Genomic DNA, 21,841 nt, shown 5'->3' on the forward strand with positions numbered 1-21,841 from the left:
GCTGGTTCGTCTACTTCCGCTTGTTACGGCCGCCCTTGTGGGTGCCGTTCTCCGTACCGTTGTGGCTGTCGTACTTCTCGTACGCGTCGACGATACGGCCGACCAGCTTGTGCCGGACGACGTCCTGGGACGACAGGCGGGAGAAGTGGACGTCGTCGAGCCCCTCCAGGATGTCCTGGACCTGACGCAGACCCGACTTCGTGCCGTTCGGCAGGTCCACCTGGGTCACGTCACCCGTGATCACGATCTTCGAGTCGAAGCCGAGCCGGGTGAGGAACATCTTCATCTGCTCGGGGCTCGTGTTCTGGGCCTCGTCCAGGATGATGAAGGCGTCGTTGAGCGTCCGTCCCCGCATGTAGGCGAGGGGCGCGACCTCGATCGTCCCCGAGGCCATCAGCTTCGGGATCGAGTCCGGGTCCAGCATGTCGTGCAGCGCGTCGTACAGCGGGCGCAGGTAGGGGTCGATCTTCTCGTACAGCGTGCCCGGGAGGAAGCCGAGCCGCTCCCCCGCCTCGACCGCCGGGCGGGTCAGGATGATGCGGTTGACCTGCTTGGACTGGAGGGCCTGGACCGCCTTGGCCATGGCCAGGTAGGTCTTGCCGGTACCGGCCGGGCCGATGCCGAAGACGATCGTGTGCTTGTCGATCGCGTCGACGTACCGCTTCTGGTTGAGGGTCTTGGGTCTGATGGTGCGGCCGCGCGAGGACAGGATGTTCTGCGTCAGAACCTCGGCCGGGGTCTCCTGGCCGTCGTTCGTCCCGTTCTCACTCGCCCGCAGCATGGCGATCGAGCGTTCCACTGCGTCCTCCGTCATCGGCTGTCCGGTGCGGAGCACCAGCATCATCTCGTCGAACAGGCGCTGGACGAGAGCGACTTCCCGTGGGTCGCCGACCGCGCTGATCTCATTGCCCCGGACATGGATGTCAGCCGCCGGGAAGGCCGTCTCTATCACGCGCAGGAGGGAGTCTCCGGATCCCAGCACCGTCACCATGGGGTGCTGGGCGGGAACGGTGAACTGTGCTCTCGCCTTGCCCTGCGCGGGCGTGTGAGCTGTGGGTGTCTGAGTCATAGGCCGGCCCGAAGGCCTCTACGTCCTCCCGGATGCGTCTCGCCTGCCACGAGGGCGGCCTGGCGAGTTCAAGGGTACGCCAGGGCACTGACAACGCCGTAGGGCTTTTCCGGGTCCGGCGAGGCGGTCGGCGCGGTGCCGGCGGCCGCGTCCGGCGGCTACGCCGAGCGGCCGAAACCGATCGTCGGCACCGCTCTGCGCAGCGGCCACGGGGTGGCCTCCGCCCCCGTCGGGAGCAGCGTCGGCAGCAGGGTGTCCAGGAAGGCGTACCGCAGCAGCGCCTCGGGGTCCTGTCCGTCGACCGACTGGACCCTGCGCCACCAGGCAGCGATCTCGGCCCAGCCGGGGGCGGAGAGCGAGCCGCCGAACTCCTGCACCGAGAGGGCCGCGGTGAGGCCGGCGAAGGCGAGGCGGTCGGCGAGCGGCCAGTCGGCCAGCGTGCCGGTGACGAAGCCGGCCACGAAGACGTCCCCCGCGCCGGTGGGGTCGAGGGCCTCGACGGCGATGGCCGGGACCTCGGCGGACTCGCCGGTGCGCCGGTCCACGGCGTAGGCGCCCTCCGCACCGAGGGTCACGACCGCGAGCGGTACGTGCTCGGTGAGGGCGTGGGCGGCGGCGCGGGGACAGGCGGCGCCGGTGTAGCGCATGGCCTCCTCCGCGTTCGGCAGGAAGGCCTCGCAGTGCGCCAGGTCGGTGAGGCCGGCCAGGTCCCAGGCGCCCGTGTCGTCCCAGCCGACGTCGGCGAAGACGCGGGTGCCGCGGCCGGCGGCCCGCTCGATCCAGGGAGCGCTCCTGCCGGGGGTGAGGGAGGCGACGGCGGCGCGGGCGTGCGGCGGGTGCTCGGGCGCCCCTTCCTGCGTCAGCAGGGCCTCGACGGGCGGTTCGTGGCCGTGGGAGACCATCGTCCGCTCGCCCTCGTAGGCCATGGAGACGGTGACCGGCGAGTGCCAGCCGGGGACGGAGCGCGAGGCGCTGAGGTCGATGCCCTCGCCCTGTTCGAGGGCGTCCCAGCAGTACTCGCCGTAGTGGTCGTCCCCGAAGGCCGCGGCGAGGGAGGTGCGCAGGCCGAGCCGGGCGAGTGCGGTGGCCATGTTGGCGACGCCGCCGGGACTCGAGCCCATTCCGCGCGCCCAGGACTCGGTCCCGCGCACCGGGGCGGAGTCGAGCCCGGTGAAGATGATGTCGAGGAAGACGGTGCCGGTGAGATAGACGTCCCACGGTGGGTCGTCGGAGGCGCGCCGGGCCGCCAGCGGGTCCACCCGGGCGGACCGGCCGAGCCGGCCGGCCTTGCCGGTCTGGTGCTGGTGTCCCTCTCCGGTGGACGCGTTGGACGCGGTCACGGTGCGCTCCCTGACGTGGTGCCGATCTGGCCAGTGTGCACCACGCCACCGACAACACGCGGTCCGTCACACGCGCACCGGGCGCCACGGCGCGTCGGCCCGCGGCAGGTACGGAAGGGTGCGGAGGGTGCGGAGGCGACAGGCCGCGCCGTCGCCCTCGCGCTCGCGCTCGCGGGCGGCGCCTTCCGGCCACGCCACGTCCACCGGCGGGTCCGCCGCCCCTGGGCGAAGCCCAGGTTGACGCGGTCCATGCAGTTCGCGACGAACATCACGAAGAAGAGCGGGACCACTCTGCGGAAGATCTTGCGGAGGGCGGACCGGACCGCCGGGGAGAGGGCTTCGGGGACTGCTGCTGACACGAGCGGCTCCGGTCGTGGGCAGGGGAAGGGGAGGTGCCGGCGCGGGGCCGCCGGCGGCGGGTCACCAGCGGGGGACGGCCGGGGTGACCCAGTCGGGGTCGGCCAGGCGCATGGCCGCCGCGTCGTCGCGCTCGCGCAGGGCACCGTCGTCGTCGAGCCAGCGCCGGTGCAGGAACCGGAGCCGGTCGCGGTCGAGTTCGACGCCGAGGCCGGGCGCGTCCGGCACGGTGACCCGGCCGTCCTCGAAGGTGAGGCGTTCGGTGAGGACGTCCTCCGACTGCCAGGGGTAGTGGGAGTCGCAGGCGTGGTGGAGGTGGGGCACGGTGGACGCCACATGGGTCATGGCGGCCAGCGAGATGCCCAGGTGGGTGTTGGAGTGCATGGAGATGCCGACGCCGAACGTCCGGCAGATATCGGCGAGTTGCCGGGTGTTGCGCAGTCCGCCCCAGTAGTGGTGATCGGAGAGGACGACCTGGACGGCGTCCCGGGTGAACGCCTCCTTGATCTCGGCGAACGTGGTCACGCACATGTTGGTGGCGAGCGGCACGTCGGTCTTCGCGGCCACCTCGGCCATGGCCGGGGTGCCGAGAGCCGGGTCCTCCAGGTATTCGAGGATGCCGCCGATCTCGTCGGCGACCCTCAGCGAGGTCTGCACGGACCAGGCGCCGTTGGGGTCGAGGCGCAGCGGGTGGCCGGGGAACGCCTCGGCCAGCGCCCGGACGGCGGCGATCTCCTCGTCCGGCGGGAAGACGCCGCCCTTGAGCTTGAAGGAGGTGAAGCCGTAGCGCTCCTTGAAGCGCCGGGCCTGCTCGACCACGCCGGCCGGGTCGACGGCGGCGCCCCAGTCGTCCTTCTCCGCGGGCACGCCCTCGGGGTGGCCGGCCCACTTGTAGAAGAGGTAGGCGCTGTATTCGACCGCGTCGCGCACCTTGCCGCCGAGCAGCGTGTGCACGGGCAGGCCGAGCGCCTTGCCGAGGGCGTCGAGGCAGGCGACCTCGAACGCGGAGACGACGGACAGCCGCAGCTTGTCGGCGGTCTGGACGCCGCGCAGCCCGCCGACGTCGACCTGGCCGGAGATCCGGGAGCTGTCGACGGCCACCTCGTCGGCGAGGGTGAACAGGCCGTTCAGGTCGCTCACCGGGCGGCCGCGGAGCTTCTGGGCGAAGGGGCGGGCCAGCTCCAGGTACTTGGTGTCGCCGTACGTCTCGCCGACGCCGGTGACCCCGTCCGCCGTCTCGACCTCCACGATCAGCCGGGGCGTGTACGGCTGGTGCACGCCCTGGGTGTTGAGCAGCGGCGGGTCGGCGACCAGGATCGGGGTCAGGCGGACGTCGGTGATCGTGAGGTTCACAGCGCGGCTCCTACGAGGTCGAGACCGGCGCTCAGGAGGTCCCTGAGGTCGGCGAGATCGGTGGGCGAGGGATCGGTGAGCGGGGCGCGGACCGGGCCGACGGGACGCCCGCGCAGCCGGGCCGCCGCCTTCACCAGGGACACGGCGTATCCCGGCACCCGGTCGCGCAGTTCGACGAGCGGGACGTAGAACTCGCGCAGCAGCCGGTCCACCGTCTTGTCGTCGCCGTCGCGCAGCGCGGCGAAGAAGGCGTTCGCGATCTCCGGGGCGAAGGCGTGGACGGCGGAGGAGTAGGCGGGGACGCCCACGGTGGCGTAGGCCCGGGCCTGGATCTCGGCGGTGGCGGCGCCGTTGAAGAAGAGGAAGCCGTCGGGGGCGGCGAGGGTGAGCCGCTGGAGGCGGTCGAGGTCGCTGTGGCCGTCCTTGAGGCCGATGACACCGGGGACGGCGGCGACGCGTCGCAGCGAGGCGGCGGTGAAGGTGACCTGGCCGCGCTGGTAGGCGATGAGGGGCAGCCGGGTGCGGGCGGCGAGCTGCTCCAGCTGGGCGACGAGGCCGTCCTGCGGGGCGGCGACGAGGTAGTGCGGCAGGACGAGGAGGGCGTCGGCGCCGGCCTCCTCCGCGAGGCGCGCGAACCGGGCGGCCTGGGCCCAGCCGTAGCCGACCCCGGCGACGACGGGCAGGCGGCCGGCCGCCTCCTCGACGGCGATCGTGACCACCTGCCGGTACTCGTCCTCGTCCAGGGAGAAGAACTCTCCGGTCCCGCAGGCGGGGAAGAGGGCGCCCGGCGCGGTGGCGATCTGGGCCGCGACATGCGCGCGGAAGCCGTCGGGGTCGAGGGAGCCGTCCTCGTGGAAGCTCGTGAGCGGGAACGACAGCACCCCCCGCGTCATGCCGTCCCGCAGGCGTCGGACCGTTTCCCTGTCGAGGCTCACCCTTGTCATCTCCCTATGTAGACGTCATCTACGTATGAAGATGGAGGTTAGATACGCGAACGCCGACCGTCAATGGGCGTGCGCTCCCCGAGCCGCACACCCTTACGATCGGCACATGTCGGAGACAGGCGGCGTCCGCGAGGTGAAGTCCGCGGCACGCACGGTCGAGCTGCTGGAACTGCTCGCGGCGCGCGGCGACCGGCCGGCGCGGCTGCAGGAGCTCGCGGACGAGCTGGGCGTACCGCGCAGCTCGATGTACGCGCTGCTCCAGACCCTGATCAGCCGGGGCTGGGTGCGCACGGACGTGACCGGCTCCCTCTACGGCATCGGCATCCACGCCCTGCTGACCGGCACGAGCTACCTCGACTCCGACCCGCGCGTGCGGCTGGTGCGCCCCTACCTCGACGAGGCGTCCGAGGCGCTGGGCGAGACGATCCACCTGGGCCGGCTGGACGGCCGCGGCGTGGCGTATCTGGCGACGCGCGAGTCGCACGAGTACCTGCGCACGATCAGCAGGGTCGGGCGGCGGCTCCCGGCGCACGTCGGCGCGCTCGGCAAGGCGCTGCTCGCGCAACGGCCGGACGGCGAGCTGCCCGAGGGGCCGTACGAGGCGTTCACCCCGCACACCCGCACGAGCCGCCGGGCCCTGCTCGACGACCTCGCCCAGGTGCGGGCGCGCGGGTACTCCGTGGACCGCGAGGAGGGCGTGCTCGGCATCGTCGGGTTCGGGTTCGCGCTGCGCTACGACACCCCCGCGCAGGACGCGATCAGCTGCTCGGTGCCGGTGGCCCGGCTGACGCCGGAGCACGAGGAACGGATCATCGCGGTGATGCGCGAGATCAGGGCCAAGATCGAGGCGACGGCGCCGGGTTCCGGCGGCGCCGCCGACTGGCGTTAGCGCCCGCCGTTACCCGGTCTTCCGCGCCCCAAACGCAAAGTGATCCACATCACTCACCCTGCCCTTCATCTCCCCTCGCGCGCTTGATACAAATTGCCCGCGCGTTCCTGTCCGTCGACGGTCGGCGCCCCACCCCTCCTCCGGCCTCCTCCGAGCCGTCCCTTCCGCATGCCCTGGAACGCCCGTGCCCGCCCCCCGCACCACCCTGCCCTGGCCCGTCGTCGCCCTGTTCACGGCCGGGTACCTCGCCCCCTATCTGCTGCCGACGGTGGTCGGCCGGCTGGACGCCGGGCTGCCGCTGTCCGCCACCGAGGCCGGAGCCGTCGGCAGTGCGCTGCTGCTCGGTTCGGCCGCCACCGGGTTCCTGCTCGCCTCCCGCGTGGAGCGCGTCGGGGCCCGGACCCTCGCCCGGGTCGGACTGACCCTCGCCGTGCTCGGCTACGGCGGCGCGGCCCTCGCCGGTGACGTGCCCGCCGTCGTCGCGGGCGCGGTCCTCGGCGGCCTCGGTTCCGGCGCCGTCACCACGGTCGCCGCCACTCGGATCGCCGCGTGTCCCGACCCGCACCGCGTCTCCACGGCGGGACTGCTCGGGGTCTCCGCGCTCGCGGGCGCGGTGTATCTGACGGTGCCGCACCTGGGCGCGGGACACGGACAGCCGCTGGCCGCGATCGCCCTGACCGCCCTCGCGGTGTGGCCGCTGACGGGCCGTCTGCCGGGCGGGACGGCTCCCGTCCAAAGCCGCCACGAGGACCGGCCGCGGCTGCCCCGGCTGCGGGCCGGACTCGTCCTGGCCGCCGCCATGCCCTGCTGGTCGCTGGTCCAGAACGCGCTCTGGGGCGTCAGCGGACGCATCGGCCTGACCCAGGCGCACCTCACCGAGGCCGGCGTCGGCGTCGTCTTCGCGGTGGCGCTGGGGGCCGGGCTCACGGGCGTGCTGGGCGCGGGGGCGCTCGGGGCCCGGCTCGGGCGGGCGGTGCCCATCGGCGCCGGGACCGTGCTGATCGCCGGCTGTGTCGTCGCCAGCGCCTCCGCGACCGGGCCGGTGAGCTTCGCGGCCGGGGAGATCGCCTGGAACACGCTCTACCCGATCGTGCTGTCGTACCTGATCGGACTGGCCGCCTCGCTCGACCCGCGCGGCCGCTGGGCGGTGCTCGTCGGATCGGCGGGCTCGCTGGGCACGGCGGCGGGGCCGCTGACCGGGAGCGTGCTGTCGGCGTGGGCCGGGTTCCCGGCGATGGGGCTGGTGCTCGGGGCCGGGCTGCTCGTCGTCGCGGTGCCGATGACCGCCGTTGCCCTGCGCGCCGCAGGCGGCCCGCGGGTCGCGGGCTCGGTGCGACGGCGGGGCGGCGCCCCGGAGCCGCAGGTGGTGGAGATCGCGGTGGAGGGCTCGGCGCCCCCCGTCCGGGACGCGTACGGCACGGCCGGACCCCGGCCGGCCGGCGCCGCGCCGGGATCCGGCTGAGACCGCCCGGCCGGGGCGTCGTGGCCCGCCGTCCGGCACGCGCCGCGCCCGCCCGCCGGGCGTGACCGGGACCGGCCTAGAACGTGTAGGCGTCGACCTCCGCGAGGTACCGGGCCCGCCGCTCCTCGTCGTCCTCCAGGAAGGAGGCGACGAAGGAGTTGCGGGCCAGCTCGCGCAGCCGCTCCTCGCCCAGGCCCAGGGCGGCGCCCACGGCGTCGAAGTTGTCGCCGGCGTACCCGCCGAAGTAGGCCGGGTCGTCGGAGTTCACCGTGCACAGCAGCCCGGCGTCGAGCATGGCGGGCAGCGGGTGGTCGGCGAGGACGTCGACGGTCCGCAGCCGCACGTTGGACAGCGGGCACAGCGTGAGCGGGATCCGCTCGCGCACCAGCCGCTCGACGAGGGCCGGGTCCTCCATACACCGGAGCCCGTGGTCGACGCGCTCCACGCCGAGCACGTCCAGGGCCTCGGTGATGTACTCCGGCGGCCCCTCCTCACCGGCGTGCGCGACCCGCCGCAGGCCGAGAGCGGCCGCCGCCTCGTACACCTCGCGGAACTTGGCCGGCGGATGCCCGACCTCGGCGGAGTCGAGCCCGACCCCGGTGATCCGGTCGAGGTGGGGCCGCGCCGCCTCCAGGGTCTTCAGCGCCGACTCGGCGGACTCGTCGCGCAGGAAGCACAGGATGAGCCGGGTCGAGACGCCGTGCTCGGCCTCGCTGCGGCCCAGCGCGCGCCACAGCCCCTCCACGACCGTGCCCAGGCCGACGCCGCGGGCGAGGTGGGCCTGCGGGTCGAAGAAGATCTCCGCGTGCCGCACACCCTGCGCGGCGGCCCGCGCGAGATAGGCGTTCGCGAGATCCTCGAAGTCGCGCTCGGTGCGCAGGACCGCCATGAGCTCGTAGTACAGGTTCAGGAAGGACTGGAGATCCTCGAACCGGTACGCCTCGCGGAGTTCGTCCGTGTCGGCGTACGGCAGTGCGACCCCGTTGCGGGCGGCCAGCTCGAAAGCCAGCTCAGGCTCCAGGGTTCCTTCGATGTGCAGGTGAAGTTCAGCTTTGGGGAGGGGCATCAAAGCATCGTACGACCGTTTTACCGCCGTTTCGGAACCGGCACTCGCAGGAGGTCGTGCGCCACCGTCAGCTCGCCCTCGAACCCGGCGGCCCGCGCCTGCCGCTCGAACTCGTCCGGCTCGGAGTAGCGCTGACTGAAGTGCGTGAGGACCAGGTGCCGCACCCCGGCGTCGCGCGCGACCCGCGCGGCCTGACCGGCGGTCAGATGACCGTGATCGGTGGCGAGCCGCTCGTCCTCGTCGAGGAAGGTCGACTCGATGACGAGCAGGTCGGCGCCGTCGGCGAGCGCGTGCACCCCGTCGCACAGCCGGGTGTCCATGACGAACGCGAACCGCTGTCCGGTCCGCACCTCGCTGACGTCGTCCAGCGACACCCCGCCGATCGAACCCTCCCGCTGGATCCGGCCGACGTCCGGCCCCGTGATGCCGTGCGCGGCCAGCCGCTCGGGCAGCATGCGGCGGCCGTCGGGCTCGACGACCCGGTAGCCGTAGGACTCGACGGGGTGGGAGAGCCTGGCCGCTTCGAGCCGGTAGGACGCGGCGGTGGCGAGGACCCCGTCGGTGTCGACCGGGGCCTCGGTGATGCCGACGGTCTCGCGGTAGGCGGTCGAGTAGCGCAGCCGGTCGAAGAAGCGCTGCCCCGAGCGCGGGTAGTGCGCGGTGACCGGGTGCGGGACCTGGTCCAGGTTGATGCGCTGGATGACACCGGCGAGGCCGAGGGAGTGGTCGCCGTGGAAGTGCGTGACGCAGATCCGGTTGAGGTCGTGCGCGGCGACCCCGGCGCGCAGCATCTGGCGCTGGGTGCCCTCGCCCGGGTCGAAGAGGACGCCCTCGCCGTCCCAGCGCAGCAGATAGCCGTTGTGGTTGCGGTGCCGGGTCGGGACCTGGCTCGCGGTGCCGAGGACCACCAGTTCACGGACGGACACGGCGCCTACCCGGGAGGCCAGTGCAGGCCGCGGCCACCGAGGACGTGCGCGTGGGCGTGCCAGACGGTCTGGCCGGCGCCGGCGCCGGTGTTGAAGACGACCCGGTAGCTCTCCAGCTTGTCCTCGTCGGCGACCGCCTGCGTCTCGCGCAGCACGTCGGCGGCGAGCTCCGGCGCGCCGGAGGCCAGGGCGGCGGCGTCCCGGTAGTGCGCCTTCGGGATCACCAGGACGTGGGTGGGCGCCTGCGGGTTGATGTCCCGGAAGGCGATGGTCGTCTCGGTCTCCCGCACGATCGTCGCCGGGATGGTGCCCGCGACGATCTTGCAGAACAGACAGTCGTCCTGCGGTTCCCCTGCCATGCGGGTTCCTCCTCAGACGGTTGATCGGTACGGGGGCATGGTAGCCGGGTGAACCGCTCCGGCCCGTCCGGCGCTTGGGGACGGGCCGGGTCGGGCCGCAGCGGGGCCCCCCGGGGGGGGTGGCCCCCGGGGGCGGTCACGACGACGCCGGGCGGGCTATGCCTCCGGGAGCGGCGGAGGCGTCTTCGCCGGGGTCTCCCGCAGAGCGGCCAGCGCCAGCGAGACCGCCTCGTCGAGCTGGACGTCCCGCCCGGCCGCATGGTCCTGAGGAGCGCAGACCACCTCGACGTCCGGGTCGACGCCGTGGTTCTCCACTCCCCACCCGTACCCGTCCAGCCAGAACGCGTACTTGGGCTGCGTGACGAGCGTCCCGTCGACCAGCCGGTACCGGCTGTCGATGCCGATCGTGCCGCCCCACGTGCGGGTGCCGACCACGGGCCCGATCCCGAGCGCCTTGATCGCCGCGTTGACGATGTCCCCGTCGGACCCGGAGAACTCGTTGGCGACGGCGACGACGGGCCCCCGGGGCGCGTCCTCCGGATAGCTGGACGCCCGCATCCCCCGGGGCAGGTCCCAGCCGACGATGCGCCGGGCGAGCTTCTCGACGACCAGCTGCGAGGTGTGGCCGCCCCGGTTCTCCCGGACGTCCACGATCAGCCCCTCGCGCGCGACCTCGATCCGCAGGTCACGGTGGATCTGGGCCCAGCCGGGCGCCTGCATGTCGGGCACGTGCAGATACCCGAGCCGGCCGTCGGAGGCCTCGTGCACGTACGCCCGCCGGTCCGAGACCCACGCGTGGTAGCGCAGCGCCTCCTCGTCCGCGACGGGGACGACGACGGCGTGCCGCGGCTCGCCCCCGCCGGACGGCGAGATCGTCAGCTCGACGGCCCTGCCCGCGGTGCCGACGAGCAGCGGTCCGGGCCCGGTGACCGGATCCACCGGCTGCCCGCCGACGGCGACGACGGCGTCACCGGCCCGCACCGCGACGCCGGGTGCGGCGAGCGGGGAGCGCGCGTCGGGGTCGGAGGTCTCCGAGGGCAGCACCCGGTCGATGCGCCAACTGCCGTCCGGGTGACGGGAGATGTCGGCGCCCAGCAGGCCCTGGCGGGCGCCGCCGTGGCCGCCGCGCGGCATGACGTAGGCGTGCGAGGTGCCGAGTTCGCCGTGCACCTCCCACAGCAGGTCGACGAGGTCGTCGTGGGTGGCGACCCGTTCCAGCACGGGCCGGTAGCGGTCCAGGACACCGTCCCAGTCGACGCCGCCCAGGTCGGGCCGCCAGAAGTTGTCCCGCATGATCCGGCCGGTCTCGTCGTACATCTGCCGCCACTCGGCGGACGGGTCGACGGTGCGGCGGATCCGGCCGAGGTCGACGGTGATGTTGCTGTCGCCGTCCTCGTCGCCGGAGGCGCGCCGGTCGCTCGGGACGACCTTGAGCTTGCCGTCGGTCCACAGCAGCAGCCGCTTGCCGTCGCCGCTGACCTCGAAGCCGTCGGCGTCGGCGGCGAGGTGCTCGACACGCTGCTGGGCGAGGTCGTAGCGCTCCAGCTCGGTGTGCGGGTCGGGGTCGTCCGGGGTGGCGCGGGAGGCGCCGAGCACACCGCGCACCGGGTGCCGCAGCCACAGCACGCCGTCCTTGGCCGCGGCGAGCCCGGAGTACCGGCCGGCCTCCACCGGGAAGGGGACTATCCGGTCGGCGAGTCCCTCCAGGTCGATGCGGGTGGCCGGGGTGCCCTCGCTGTCGGGTGTCTCGTCCTTGTCGGGGGCCTCGAACGGCCTGCCGTGCCGCTGCGGGCCGAAGGGGGACGGGGTCGTCGCCGCGAGGGTGATGAGGTGCGGGCGGGCCCCGGCCACGAAGGAGAGGTCGAAGACGTGCTCGTCGTAGACCGGGTCGAAGGCGCGCGCGGAGAGGAACGCGAGGTGTCTGCCGTCGAGGGTGAAGGCGGGCGCGTAGTCCCGGAAGCGCAGCGGGGTCGCCTCGGTGACCGACAGGTCGGTGACGTTGGCGAGCTTCAGCTGGCTGAGCGGGCGCGGCCCGGGATGCGACCAGGCCAGCCAGGCCGAGTCGGGCGAGAAGACCAGGTCGGACACCTCGCCGTCGGGGCTGCTGTCGACCTCGCGGACCTCGCCGGTCTCCCGCTCGACGAGCAGCAGCCGCCCGTCGTGCGCGGCGACGGCGGCCCGGCTGCCGTCGGGCGTGACGGCGAGCTCCAGGACCCGGCCGAGCCGTCCGACCGCGAGGCGGCGCGGTGTGGCGCCGGGGGCCGTCCCGGTGGCCGGGGCGAACTCCAGCGCGTCCTCGCCCTCGGCGTCCGTCACCCACACGACCCACTCCTCGCCCTCCGCGCGGAAGGTGCGCGGCAGCCGGGCCCGGACGCCGGGTTCGGCGGCGAGCGCGCGGGCGGGTCCGGAGCGGTGGGTCACCCAGTGCACGGCGCCGCGCACCTCGACGGCGCTGCCCCGCGCGGTGTGGTCCGGCGCGGCCCCGCCCAGCCACCGGGAGGCGGCCACCGGGTACGGGCGGCGGTCGGCGCGCTGCCCGCCGAGCCGGACGTCGAGGCGGCGCGGCTCGGCGCCGTCCAGGTCGTCGAGCAGCCACAGCTCGCCTGCGGACATGTACACGACTCGAGTGCCGTCACCGGCCGCGTGCCGGGCGTAGAAACCGTCGAGCGGGGTGTGCCGCCGCAGGTCGGAGCCGTCGGCGAGGGACGAGTACAGCGCCGCGGTCCCCTCGTGGTCGGAGAGGAACGCGAGCCGGTCCCCGGCCCAGACCGGGTACTCGATGTTGCCGTCGAGCTCCTCGTGCAGCCGGGCGAACTCCCCGTCCCCGTCCCGGTCGATCCACAACTTGCCCGCCGTGCCGCCCCGGTAGCGCTTCCAGTGGGCGGCCTCGCGCCCCATCGGCGCGGACAGCACCACGGTGTGCGGGCCGTACGCGACCGTGCCGACCGGCCCGTACGGCAGGGTCGTCGCCGGTCCGCCGTCGACCGGGACGGCGCGGGCCCAGCTGCGGCGCAGGGTCGCCTGGTCGTGGGTGCTGACGGCGAGGACCCGGCCGTCCGGGGTCCAGCCGCGCACCCGGGTCTGCCCGCTCCCCCAGTACGTCAGCCGGGTCGACGGGCCGCCGTCGACGGGGGCGATGTGCACCTCGGGGGCGCCGTCGCGGGCGGAGGTCCAGGCCACGGTGGTGCCGTCGGGCGAGATGCGCGGCAGGGTGACCGGCACGTTGTCGGCGCTGACCCGCCAGGCGCGGCCGCCGTCGAGGGGGGCCAGCCACACGTCGTCCTCGGCGGTGAAGGCCACCGACTCGCCGTGCAGATGGGGGTATCGGAGGTATGCGGCAGGCGTCGCGGACTGTGTCACCCGATCAATGTATGCAACGGCGCGACCGCAGGTCAGCGGTTTCGATCACTTCCCGCCGCCCCCGCCCCCGTCCCCGCGCACGGTCTCGGTGACGGTGACGGTGACGGTGACCGTGGGCCGGCCGCCGGGCCGGTCGGAACCCGACGGCGCGACCGGCGACGGCGTCGCGGACGCGCAGTCGCCCAGCCCGCTCACCCGGAACAGCTGCTTCTTGCCGACGACGGCGGTGAGATCGCCGCGCACACAGGCCCCGTCGACCGCCCGCGCGACCTGCCCCTCGACCGTGATGTCCCGCCCGTCGGCGGTCTTCCCCCGGCAGTCCACGGAGGCGACGGTCCCCGCCTTCTCCTGGTCCTCGTACCGAGCCGTGCAGGTCAGCCAGCGCACGTCCACGTCCCGCCGCTGGATCTCGGCCGTCGCGGCCTCGTCGGTGGTGTACGCCACGGACATGCTGCTCAGCCCGCCCGGCTCGCACGCCACGGCGCCCACCGCCACCACGGCCGCCAACGGGAGAAGCCGAATACGCCTCAGTGCCCCCATGGACGGCAGCGTGCCACTCGCGCGGGCGGTGCGGTAGCCCGTATGCGGTCACATCCGGGCGGCCCCTACCGTGGACGCATGAGCGACAAGCGCCGCCGCAGGACCCTCGTCGTCGACGAGACGACCACGTATGTGTGGACGGTCCGTCATCTCCACGGGGACGGACAGCCCTGCCGGGAGATCCTCACGCTCCACCGGGACGGCAGACGCACCCGCATCGTCTTCCGGGACGGCGAGGGGCGCTACTCGGGCGGCGGCGCCTACACGCACAGCGGCGGGGTGGGCGACCGCCGCCATCACCTCAATCTGCACGAACCCGCGGTGGTGCGCGCCTTCGTCGACGAAGCCGTCGAGCGGGGACTGCTGCCGCTGGACGGCGAGCTGGACGGCTGGGAGCTGTTCACCGCCGTCGCGCTCAGCCGCGCAGCAGCTGCCACTCCTGCAGCTCCACCAGATTGCCCTCCGGGTCCTTGAGATGGGCCACCCGCATCCGGTCGGCCATCGGAGCGGGGCCGTGGAGCAACCTGGCGCCGCGGGAAACGATCCGCTCGCACAGGGCGTCGAGGTCGTCGACGCGCAACGCCACCAGGGAGCGGTGGCCGTTCGCCGGGTGGCCCAGTTCGCCGAGCACCTCCGCCATCATCGCCCGGTCCTGGATGGCGATGCCCGTCGAACCGGTCGCGGGAGAGAACTTCTCGTACGGTCCCCGCTCCGCCCCGGACTGCGGCTTGAGGCCGAGGACGTCGGCGTAGAAGCGGTAGCAGGCGGCGAAGTCGGTGACCAGCAGCCTTACCTGGACGAATTCCACGATGTCCTCCCGGGAGGGGCGGGCGGGGTCAGGACCAGCGACCGGTCCTGCCCAGGATCAGGGACGCGGCCGCCGTGCCGGCGGTCGAGGTGCGCAGGACGCTCCGCCCGAGCCGGTACGCCTTCGCGCCCGCCTGCGCGAAGAGCGCCAACTCGTCCGGTGAGACGCCCCCTTCGGGGCCCACGACGAGCACTATCTCGCCCGTGGCGGGCAGCGCGGCGGTGGCGAGGGGCTCGCTGCCGTAGTCGCGGTCCTCGTGCAGGACGGCGGCGAAGTCGGCGCGGGCGAGGATCTCCGCCACCTGCCGGGACGTCGACGGGTCGGCGATCTCGGGGAAGCGGACCCGGCGGGACTGCTTGCCGGCCTCGCGGGCGGTGGCCCGCCACTTGGCGAGCGCCTTGGCCCCGCGCTCGCCCTTCCACTGGGTGATGCAGCGCGCGGCCGCCCACGGCACGATCGCGTCGACGCCGGTCTCGGTCATCGTCTCGACGGCCAGCTCGCCCCGGTCGCCCTTCGGCAGCGCCTGGACGACGGTGATCCGGGGCGCCTCGGCGGGCTCCTCGACCACCTCCCCGAGGCTCACCACCAGCCGGTCCTTGCCCTCGGCGGCGACGACCTCGCCCGGCGCCCAGCGTCCGGCGCCGTCGGTGAGGACGACGTCCTCGCCGGTCCGCAGCCGCTTCACGGACACGGCGTGCCGGCCCTCGGGCCCGTCCAGCACGAACTCGGAGCGGGAGGGCGGGAGTTCGTCGACGACGAAGACGGGCGCCGTCACGCGGCACCGCCGTCACCGGCCGGGAAGTCGGACAACGCTGTCCGCGCCTGGAGGAGTTCGGACACCAGGACCTCCACCAGCTGCCCGGCGGGCAGTTCGCGGGCCAGCCGGTGGCCCTGTCCGGCCCACAGCGCCATGCCCTGCGCGTCGCCCGCCTTGGCGGCCGCCTTGCGCAGCGGCGAGGTGAGGTGGTGGACCTCCGGGTAGGCGGCGGGCGCGTACGGGCCGTGCTCGCGCAGGAAGCGGTTGACCAGACCGCGGGCCGGGCGGCCGGAGAAGGCGCGGGTCAGCTCGGTGCGTACGAAGAGGGGGTTGGTCAGCGCCTGCTTGTGCACGGCGTGCGCGCCGGACTCGGGCGTGACGAGGAACGCGGTGCCCAGCTGGGCCGCGCTCGCACCGGCCGCGAGGACCGCGGCGATCTGACTGCCGCGCATGATCCCGCCCGCGGCGACGATCGGCAGGTTCACCGCCTCGCGGACCTGGGCGATCAGCGCGAGCAGCCCGATGCCCGAGCGGTCGTTCTCCGGGTTGTCCCGGTGGGTGCCCTGGTGGCCGCCCGCCTCCACCCCCTGCACGATCACCGCGTCCGCGCCGGCCCGCTCCACCGCGCGGGCCTCCTCCGCGGTGGTCGCCGTGACCAGGGTGAAGGTCCCCGCGCGCCGCAGGGAGTCCAGCACCTCGGTGCTCGGGATGCCGAAGTGGAACGAGACCACCGCCACCGGGTTGTCCAGCAGCACGGCGAGCTTGGCGTCGTAGCCGTCGTCGCGGCCGCTCTCGGGGTCGCCCAGTTCGGTCTCGTACCAGGCGGCCTCACCGGCCAGCTGGTGGGCGTAGACCTCGACGGCGCCCCTCTCCGCGTACTCCGGCTGCGGCATGAACAGGTTCACGCCGAAGGGACGGGCGGTGAGGCTCCGCAGCTGCTTGATCTCCTGGTACAGGCCGTCGGCCGTCTTGTACCCGGCCGCCAGGAATCCGAGCCCGCCGGCCTCGCACACGGCGGCCGCGAGGCGCGGGAGGGAAACACCGCCCGCCATGGGGGCCTGCACGATCGGATACGGGAAGAGATCGGTCAGTGCGGAGGACATGACGGCATGTTGTCACGTCCTCCGAACAAGTCCGAATCGACCCTTCCCATTGGCACGTGCCACCGCTCGGAGCCCGTCCGGCGTCCGGGGACGAGCCCCTCGCGGGGCCGGAGAAGGGGTCCGGCGGCGCAGCGCACGGGGCGGGAAGGGACGGAGCGGCGGGGGCGGACCGCCCCCGCACAGCTACCGTCACCGTCCGTTGAACGCGTCCTTCAGCCGGGAGAACAGCCCCTGCTGACCGGGCTGGAACTGCCCGGTGGGCCGCTCCTCGCCGCGCAGCTTGGCCAGCTCCCGCAGCACCCGCTCCTGCTCGGGGTCGAGCTTGCTCGGCGTCTGCACCTCGACGTGCACGATGAGGTCGCCGCGCCCGCCGCCCCGCAGATGCGTGACACCCCGGCCGTGCAGCGGGATCGACTGGCCGGACTGGGTACCGGGCCGGATGTCGACCTCCTCCAGCCCGTCGAGCGTCTCCAGCGGGACCTTGGTGCCGAGCGCCGCCGCCGTCATCGGCAGCGTCACCGTGCAGTGCAGGTCGTCGCCGCGGCGCTGGAACTGCGCGTGCGGCAGCTCGTGGATCTCCACGTACAGGTCGCCGGCGGGGCCGCCGCCGGGGCCGACCTCGCCCTCGCCCGCGAGCTGGATCCGGGTGCCGTTGTCGACACCGGCCGGGATCTTCACCGTCAGCGTCCGGCGCGAGCGCACGCGCCCGTCGCCCGCGCACTCCGGGCACGGGGTCGGCACGACGGTGCCGAAGCCCTGGCACTGCGGGCACGGCCGCGAGGTCATGACCTGTCCGAGGAAGGACCGCGTCACCTGCGACACCTCGCCGCGGCCGCGGCACATGTCACACGTCTGCGCGCTGGTGCCGGGGGCCGCGCCCTCGCCACTGCACGTCGTGCAGACGATCGCCGTGTCGACCTGGAGGTCCTTGGTCGTGCCGAAGGCCGCCTCCTCGAGGTCGATCTCCAGCCGGATCATCGCGTCCTGGCCGCGCCGGGTGCGCGAGCGCGGACCGCGCTGCGACGCGGTTCCGAAGAACGCGTCCATGATGTCCGAGAAGTTCCCGAAGCCGCCGGCGCCGAAGCCGCCCGCGGCCCCGCCGCCCGACTGCGACAGCGGGTCGCCGCCGAGGTCGTAGACCTGCTTCTTCTGCGGGTCCGACAACACCTCGTAGGCGGCGTTGATCTCCTTGAACCGCTCCTGGGTCTTCGGGTCCGGGTTGACGTCCGGGTGCAGCTCGCGTGCGAGCCGCCGGAAGGCCTTCTTGATCTCTTCCTGCGACGCATCGCGGCGCACGCCGAGAACGGCGTAGTAGTCCGTGGCCACCTACGACTCCGCCAGGATCTGTCCGACGTACCGTGCCACCGCTCGTACCGCTCCCATCGTTCCCGGGTAATCCATGCGGGTCGGTCCGACCACGCCCAGCTTGGCGACTGCCTCGCCGCCCGAACCGTAGCCGACCGACACCACCGAAGTGGAGTTGAGCCCCTCATAGGCGTTCTCGTGACCGATGCGTACGGTCATGCCCGAATCCCCCGCCTCGCCAAGGAGCTTGAGGAGCACGACCTGCTCCTCCAGCGCCTCCAGGACGGGCCGGATGGTGAGGGGAAAGTCATGTCCGAAGCGGGTGAGATTGGCGGTACCGCCGATCATCAGCCGCTCCTCGTTCTCCTCGACGAGCGTCTCCAGCAGGGTGGAGAGCACCGTCGTGACCGTGCCGCGGTCCTCGGTCTCGAAGGCGTCCGGCAGATCCTCCACCAGATGCGGCACGTCCGCGAACCGGCGGCCCGCGACCCGGCTGTTGAGCCGCGCGCGCAGATCCGCCAGCGAGGCCTCCCCGAAGGGCGCGGGGCAGTCCACCATCCGCTGCTCGACCCGCCCGGTGTCCGTGATCAGCACGAGCATCAGGCGTGCGGGCGCGAGCGAGAGAAGCTCCACGTGCCGCACGGTCGAGCGGGTCAGGGACGGGTACTGCACCACGGCGACCTGCCGGGTGAGCTGCGCGAGCAGCCGCACGGTCCGGGCCACGACGTCGTCGAGGTCGACGGCGCCGTCGAGGAAGTTCTGGATGGCCCGCCGCTCGGGACCGGTCATCGGCTTGACGCCGGCCAGCTTGTCGACGAACAGCCGGTAGCCCTTGTCCGTGGGGATCCGCCCGGCACTGGTGTGCGGCTGGGCGATGTACCCCTCGTCCTCCAGGGCGGCCATGTCGTTGCGGACCGTCGCCGGGGACACGCCGAGGCTGTGCCGCTCGGTGAGCGCCTTCGACCCCACGGGCTCCTCGGTGCCGACGTAGTCCTGGACGATGGCGCGCAGCACCTGGAGCCTGCGTTCACTCAGCATCGCGCGCACACCTCCACCAGTCGTCCCCGGTCCTCCGGGCGCCTCGTCTGGCACTCTTCACATCCGAGTGCCAGCGTTCCCCGGCCCAGTGTACGGCTGTGGGGTACACCCGGGGCAAGGTCGGCCCCCGGCGCAGCGTCGTAGGGCTAGCGTCGCGGTATGACGGTGACTTGGGAAGAGCTGGGGTGGGAGCGGGTCGCGGCCGGGGTGGGGCGGGTACGGCTGCCGGGCTGGGACTGCACGGCGGGGCTGGTCGTCGGGGCGGGCGCGGTACTGATGGTGGACGCGGGATCGAGCCTGGCCGAAGGGGCGCTGCTGCGGGCCCGGGCCGGGGAGCTGACCGGTTCCCGTGTGACTCATCTCGCGCTCACCCACCCCCACTTCGATCATGTGTTCGGGGCGGCGGCGTTCGCGGGCGCGGAGGTCTTCGCCGCCGTGGGGATGGACACCGTCCCGGCCGAGGAGCTGCGGGCGGACGCGGTGCGCAACGGTCTCGACGAGGCGGCGGCCACGGAGGCCGCGGACACGCTCGTCCGGCCCCGGCACCTCGTCTCCGGCGAGTGGACCCTCGACCTGGGCGGCGGCCGGCAGGTCCTGCTGGCGAACGTCGGCCCCGGTCACACCGCCCATGATCTGGCGGTCCTGGTCCCCGGCACACCCGGCGGCCCCGGTGTGCCCGGCTCCCCCGAGACGGTGTTCTGCGGGGACCTGGTCGAGGAGTCCGGCGAGCCCCAGGCGGGCCCCGATGCCGTGCCGTCCCACTGGCCCGCCGCCCTCGACCGCCTCCTCGACCTCGGCGGCGAGGACGCGCTGTACGTGCCCGGTCACGGGGCGGTGGTGGACGCGGCCTTCGTCCGGGCGCAACGCGACGCGCTGGCGGCCCGTTTCGGCGTGTCGCGCTGATCGTGTGCCCCTCGGCCCGGGGCTTCTCCTATCGTCATCCGAATGCGCCAGTACTCCGCCGACCTGACCCCTCCCTGGAAGCGGCCGAAGCCGGTCCCCGAGGTCCCGGCGGAGGCCGGGCTGGTGGTGGAGGAGCCCGGCAGCGGGTTCTGCGGGGCGGTGATCCGCTGCGAGGCGGGCACGGTGACCCTGGAGGACCGCTTCGGCAAGCACCGGGTGTTCCCGCTGGAGCCGCGCGGCTTCCTGCTGGAGGGCAGGGTCGTGACCCTCGTGCGGCCCGCGTCGTCCTCGCCCGCACGCCCCACCCGTACCGCATCCGGTTCGGTCGCCGTCCCGGGCGCACGCGCGCGGGTCGCCCGTGCCGGCCGCATCTACGTCGAGGGCCGGCACGACGCCGAGCTGGTCGAGAAGGTGTGGGGCGACGACCTGCGCGTCGAGGGCGTGGTCGTGGAGTACCTGGAGGGCGTGGACGACCTGCCGGCGATCGTCGCCGAGTTCGCGCCGGGACCCGACGCCAGGCTGGGCGTCCTGGTGGACCACCTCCTCCCCGGCACGAAGGAGTGGCGCATCGCCCGCTCGGTCACGAGCGAGCACGCCCTGGTCGTCGGCCACCCGTACATCGACATCTGGGAGGCCGTGAAGCCGTCGGCCGTGGGGATCGAGGCCTGGCCCCGGGTGCCGCACGGCCAGGACTGGAAGACGGGCGTGTGCCGGGCCCTGGGCTGGCCGGAGAACACCGGGGCGGTCTGGCAGGCGATCCTGAAGCGGGTGGGCTCCTACAAGGACCTCGAACCGGAACTGCTGGGCCGCGTCGAGGAACTGATCGACTTCGTGACGGTGTCCTGAGGCACGGGGCGGGGACGAAAACGGGGGCTCGGACCGGCGCGGGGCGCGGACGGAAGCGCGGGCTCCGGGCTCCGGGCTCCGGGCTCCGGGCTCCGGGCTCCGGGCTCCGGGGGTCAGTCCACCAGGTCCCGCACCACCGCGTCCGCCAGCAGCCGCCCGCGCAGGGTGAGCACGGCACGCCCCGCGTCGTAGGGGCCGCTGTCGAGCAGTCCGTCCGCCAGGGCCCGCCGCGACGCCGCGAGCCCGTCCGGCCGCAACAGGTCCAGCGGCACGCCCTCCCGCAGCCGCAGCTCCAGCAGGATCCGCTCCACCCGGCGGTCCTCGGCCGGCAGCAGCTCCCGCCCGGCCCCCGGCGACCGTCCGGCCGCCAGCGCCGCGGCGTACGCACCGGGGTGCTTCACGTTCCACCAGCGGACGCCGCCCACGTGCGAGTGGGCTCCCGGGCCCGCGCCCCACCAGTCGGCGCCGCGCCAGTACAGCTCGTTGTGCAGGCAGCGGGCCGCCTCGGAGGTGGCCCAGTTCGACACCTCGTACCACGCGAAGCCCGCCGCGGCGAAGGTCTCCTCGGCGATCAGATACCGGTCGGCGTGGACGTCGTCGTCGGTCATCGGGACCTCGCCCCGGCGGATCCGGCGGGCGAGCTGCGTGCCCTCCTCGACGATCAGGGCGTACGCCGAGACATGGTCGGGGCCGGCGCCCAGAGCGGCGTCCAGCGAGGCACGCCAGTCGTCGTCCGACTCGCCCGGCGTGCCGTAGATCAGGTCCAGGTTGACGTGGTCGAAGCCCGCCGCCCGGGCCTCCGCCACGCACTGCTCGGGCCGGCCGGGGGTGTGCGTGCGGTCGAGGACCTTCAGCACGTGCTGCCGGGCGCTCTGCATGCCGAACGAGATCCGGTTGAAGCCGCCCTGGCGGAGAGTGGCCAGGTAGGCGGGGTCGACGGACTCCGGGTTCGCCTCGGTCGTCACCTCCGCGTCCGCCGCCAGCCCGAACTCGTCACGGATCGCGCCCAGCATCCGCACCAGGTCGGAGGCGGGCAGCAGGGTCGGCGTGCCGCCGCCGACGAAGACCGTGCGGACCTCGCGCGGGTCGTCGCCGAGGACCTTGCGGGCCAGCCGGACCTCGTCGATCAGGGTGTCGGCGTAGTTCTCGCGGGAGGCGAGCACTCCGCCGGTGCCGCGCAGCTCGGTGGCGGTGTAGGTGTTGAAGTCGCAGTAGCCGCAGCGGGTCGCGCAGTACGGGACGTGCAGATAGAACCCGAGGGGGCGGTCGGCGGCGCCGGCGAGCGCGTGCGCGGGGAGCGCGCCGTCGTCGGGGACCGGCTCACCGTCGGGAAGTGCGGAAGGCATGCCACCCATTGTCCCGCACACCCACCGGCCCCCGTCCGGACGGCCCGGCGCCCCCTCGCACAGCAAGCCG

At 73.7% G+C, this 21,841-nt stretch carries 20 protein-coding genes; 5 read left to right on the top strand and 15 right to left on the bottom strand.

The genetic code is table 11. From position 1 onward, the window contains the following. Positions 1-10: 10 nt before the first annotated feature. The 4 genes from J2X68_RS02340 to J2X68_RS02355 form a co-directional block, all read right to left on the bottom strand. On the bottom strand, positions 11-1,069 hold the full coding sequence (locus J2X68_RS02340; protein WP_310430699.1) for a PhoH family protein: 1,059 nt from the start codon (positions 1,067-1,069) through the stop codon (positions 11-13). Between the two features lie 158 nt (positions 1,070-1,227). Next, on the bottom strand, positions 1,228-2,409 hold the full coding sequence (locus tag J2X68_RS02345; RefSeq protein ID WP_310430700.1) for a PfkB family carbohydrate kinase: 1,182 nt from the start codon (positions 2,407-2,409) through the stop codon (positions 1,228-1,230). 420 nt (positions 2,410-2,829) lie between these two features. Continuing rightward, positions 2,830-4,119, bottom strand: a complete 1,290-nt coding sequence (locus tag J2X68_RS02350; RefSeq protein ID WP_310430701.1) for a glucarate dehydratase family protein — start codon at positions 4,117-4,119, stop codon at positions 2,830-2,832. Continuing rightward, a complete protein-coding gene (locus J2X68_RS02355) occupies positions 4,116-5,054 on the bottom strand; it encodes a 5-dehydro-4-deoxyglucarate dehydratase (RefSeq protein ID WP_399039202.1) in 939 nt (312 codons plus the stop codon). Before J2X68_RS02355 ends, J2X68_RS02350 begins: the two co-directional genes overlap by 4 nt. Positions 5,055-5,169: 115 nt before the next feature. On the opposite strand from J2X68_RS02355, the gene J2X68_RS02360 reads away from it, so the two are divergent. Both J2X68_RS02360 and J2X68_RS02365 read left to right on the top strand, forming a co-directional pair. Continuing rightward, positions 5,170-5,952, top strand: a complete 783-nt coding sequence (locus J2X68_RS02360; protein WP_310430703.1) for an IclR family transcriptional regulator — start codon at positions 5,170-5,172, stop codon at positions 5,950-5,952. A gap of 184 nt (positions 5,953-6,136) precedes the next feature. Then, positions 6,137-7,414 (top strand): MFS transporter, encoded by a 1,278-nt coding sequence (locus tag J2X68_RS02365; protein WP_310430704.1) that lies wholly within the window; start codon positions 6,137-6,139, stop codon positions 7,412-7,414. Positions 7,415-7,490: 76 nt separating this feature from the next. Here J2X68_RS02365 and J2X68_RS02370 read toward each other — a convergent pair whose 3' ends face one another. The 5 genes from J2X68_RS02370 to J2X68_RS02390 form a co-directional block, all read right to left on the bottom strand. Beyond that, on the bottom strand, positions 7,491-8,480 hold the full coding sequence (locus J2X68_RS02370; protein ID WP_310430705.1) for an adenosine deaminase: 990 nt from the start codon (positions 8,478-8,480) through the stop codon (positions 7,491-7,493). A gap of 20 nt (positions 8,481-8,500) precedes the next feature. Then, the gene (locus tag J2X68_RS02375; RefSeq protein ID WP_310430706.1) at positions 8,501-9,406 is read right to left on the bottom strand and encodes a ribonuclease Z; all 906 of its coding nucleotides are present in this window, start codon (positions 9,404-9,406) and stop codon (positions 8,501-8,503) included. Positions 9,407-9,411: 5 nt separating this feature from the next. After that, positions 9,412-9,765 (bottom strand): histidine triad nucleotide-binding protein, encoded by a 354-nt coding sequence (locus J2X68_RS02380; protein ID WP_310430707.1) that lies wholly within the window; start codon positions 9,763-9,765, stop codon positions 9,412-9,414. Between the two features lie 156 nt (positions 9,766-9,921). After that, the gene (locus tag J2X68_RS02385) at positions 9,922-13,125 is read right to left on the bottom strand and encodes a S41 family peptidase (protein WP_310430708.1); all 3,204 of its coding nucleotides are present in this window, start codon (positions 13,123-13,125) and stop codon (positions 9,922-9,924) included. A 45-nt stretch (positions 13,126-13,170) separates the two neighbouring features. Further along, entirely contained in the window at positions 13,171-13,665 is a 495-nt protein-coding gene (locus tag J2X68_RS02390) for a hypothetical protein (RefSeq protein WP_310430709.1), read from the bottom strand. 78 nt (positions 13,666-13,743) lie between these two features. On the opposite strand from J2X68_RS02390, the gene J2X68_RS02395 reads away from it, so the two are divergent. After that, positions 13,744-14,139 (top strand): hypothetical protein, encoded by a 396-nt coding sequence (locus J2X68_RS02395; RefSeq protein ID WP_310430710.1) that lies wholly within the window; start codon positions 13,744-13,746, stop codon positions 14,137-14,139. Here J2X68_RS02395 and J2X68_RS02400 read toward each other — a convergent pair. The 5 genes from J2X68_RS02400 to hrcA form a co-directional block, all read right to left on the bottom strand. Continuing rightward, a complete protein-coding gene (locus J2X68_RS02400; protein WP_310430711.1) occupies positions 14,081-14,473 on the bottom strand; it encodes a VOC family protein in 393 nt (130 codons plus the stop codon). The genes J2X68_RS02395 and J2X68_RS02400 overlap by 59 nt on opposite strands. Positions 14,474-14,501: 28 nt before the next feature. Further along, positions 14,502-15,248, bottom strand: a complete 747-nt coding sequence (locus J2X68_RS02405) for a 16S rRNA (uracil(1498)-N(3))-methyltransferase (RefSeq protein ID WP_310430712.1) — start codon at positions 15,246-15,248, stop codon at positions 14,502-14,504. Then, positions 15,245-16,333 (bottom strand): nitronate monooxygenase, encoded by a 1,089-nt coding sequence (locus J2X68_RS02410; RefSeq protein ID WP_310430713.1) that lies wholly within the window; start codon positions 16,331-16,333, stop codon positions 15,245-15,247. Before J2X68_RS02410 ends, J2X68_RS02405 begins: the two co-directional genes overlap by 4 nt. 189 nt (positions 16,334-16,522) lie before the next feature. Beyond that, a complete protein-coding gene (dnaJ, locus tag J2X68_RS02415) occupies positions 16,523-17,659 on the bottom strand; it encodes a molecular chaperone DnaJ (protein WP_310430714.1) in 1,137 nt (378 codons plus the stop codon). Further along, positions 17,660-18,676 (bottom strand): heat-inducible transcriptional repressor HrcA, encoded by a 1,017-nt coding sequence (hrcA, locus tag J2X68_RS02420; protein WP_020127761.1) that lies wholly within the window; start codon positions 18,674-18,676, stop codon positions 17,660-17,662. Positions 18,677-18,835: 159 nt separating this feature from the next. Between hrcA and J2X68_RS02425 the strand changes: the two genes are divergently transcribed. Continuing rightward, positions 18,836-19,579 carry an MBL fold metallo-hydrolase gene (locus J2X68_RS02425; RefSeq protein ID WP_310430715.1) on the top strand — a complete coding sequence of 248 codons (744 nt, stop codon included), beginning with the start codon at positions 18,836-18,838 and terminating at the stop codon, positions 19,577-19,579. A 42-nt stretch (positions 19,580-19,621) separates the two neighbouring features. After that, positions 19,622-20,425 (top strand): DUF3097 domain-containing protein, encoded by an 804-nt coding sequence (locus tag J2X68_RS02430; RefSeq protein WP_310430716.1) that lies wholly within the window; start codon positions 19,622-19,624, stop codon positions 20,423-20,425. A 113-nt stretch (positions 20,426-20,538) separates the two neighbouring features. Here J2X68_RS02430 and hemW read toward each other — a convergent pair whose 3' ends face one another. Continuing rightward, entirely contained in the window at positions 20,539-21,771 is a 1,233-nt protein-coding gene (gene hemW, locus J2X68_RS02435) for a radical SAM family heme chaperone HemW (RefSeq protein ID WP_310430717.1), read from the bottom strand. Positions 21,772-21,841: the final 70 nt, after the last annotated feature.

This window comes from Streptomyces sp. 3330, from assembly GCF_031456635.1.
Taxonomy (GTDB): Bacteria; Actinomycetota; Actinomycetes; order Streptomycetales; family Streptomycetaceae; genus Streptomyces.

Coding starts and splice junctions, on each gene's coding strand:
- J2X68_RS02340 (WP_310430699.1), bottom strand. CDS start 1,069: ATGACTCAGACACCCACAGCTCACACGCCCGCGCAGGGCAAGGCGAGA.
- J2X68_RS02360 (WP_310430703.1), top strand. CDS start 5,170: ATGTCGGAGACAGGCGGCGTCCGCGAGGTGAAGTCCGCGGCACGCACG.
- J2X68_RS02370 (WP_310430705.1), bottom strand. CDS start 8,480: ATGCCCCTCCCCAAAGCTGAACTTCACCTGCACATCGAAGGAACCCTG.
- J2X68_RS02380 (WP_310430707.1), bottom strand. CDS start 9,765: ATGGCAGGGGAACCGCAGGACGACTGTCTGTTCTGCAAGATCGTCGCG.
- J2X68_RS02390 (WP_310430709.1), bottom strand. CDS start 13,665: ATGGGGGCACTGAGGCGTATTCGGCTTCTCCCGTTGGCGGCCGTGGTG.
- J2X68_RS02395 (WP_310430710.1), top strand. CDS start 13,744: ATGAGCGACAAGCGCCGCCGCAGGACCCTCGTCGTCGACGAGACGACC.
- J2X68_RS02410 (WP_310430713.1), bottom strand. CDS start 16,333: ATGTCCTCCGCACTGACCGATCTCTTCCCGTATCCGATCGTGCAGGCC.
- hrcA (WP_020127761.1), bottom strand. CDS start 18,676: ATGCTGAGTGAACGCAGGCTCCAGGTGCTGCGCGCCATCGTCCAGGAC.
- J2X68_RS02425 (WP_310430715.1), top strand. CDS start 18,836: ATGACGGTGACTTGGGAAGAGCTGGGGTGGGAGCGGGTCGCGGCCGGG.
- J2X68_RS02430 (WP_310430716.1), top strand. CDS start 19,622: ATGCGCCAGTACTCCGCCGACCTGACCCCTCCCTGGAAGCGGCCGAAG.
- hemW (WP_310430717.1), bottom strand. CDS start 21,771: ATGCCTTCCGCACTTCCCGACGGTGAGCCGGTCCCCGACGACGGCGCG.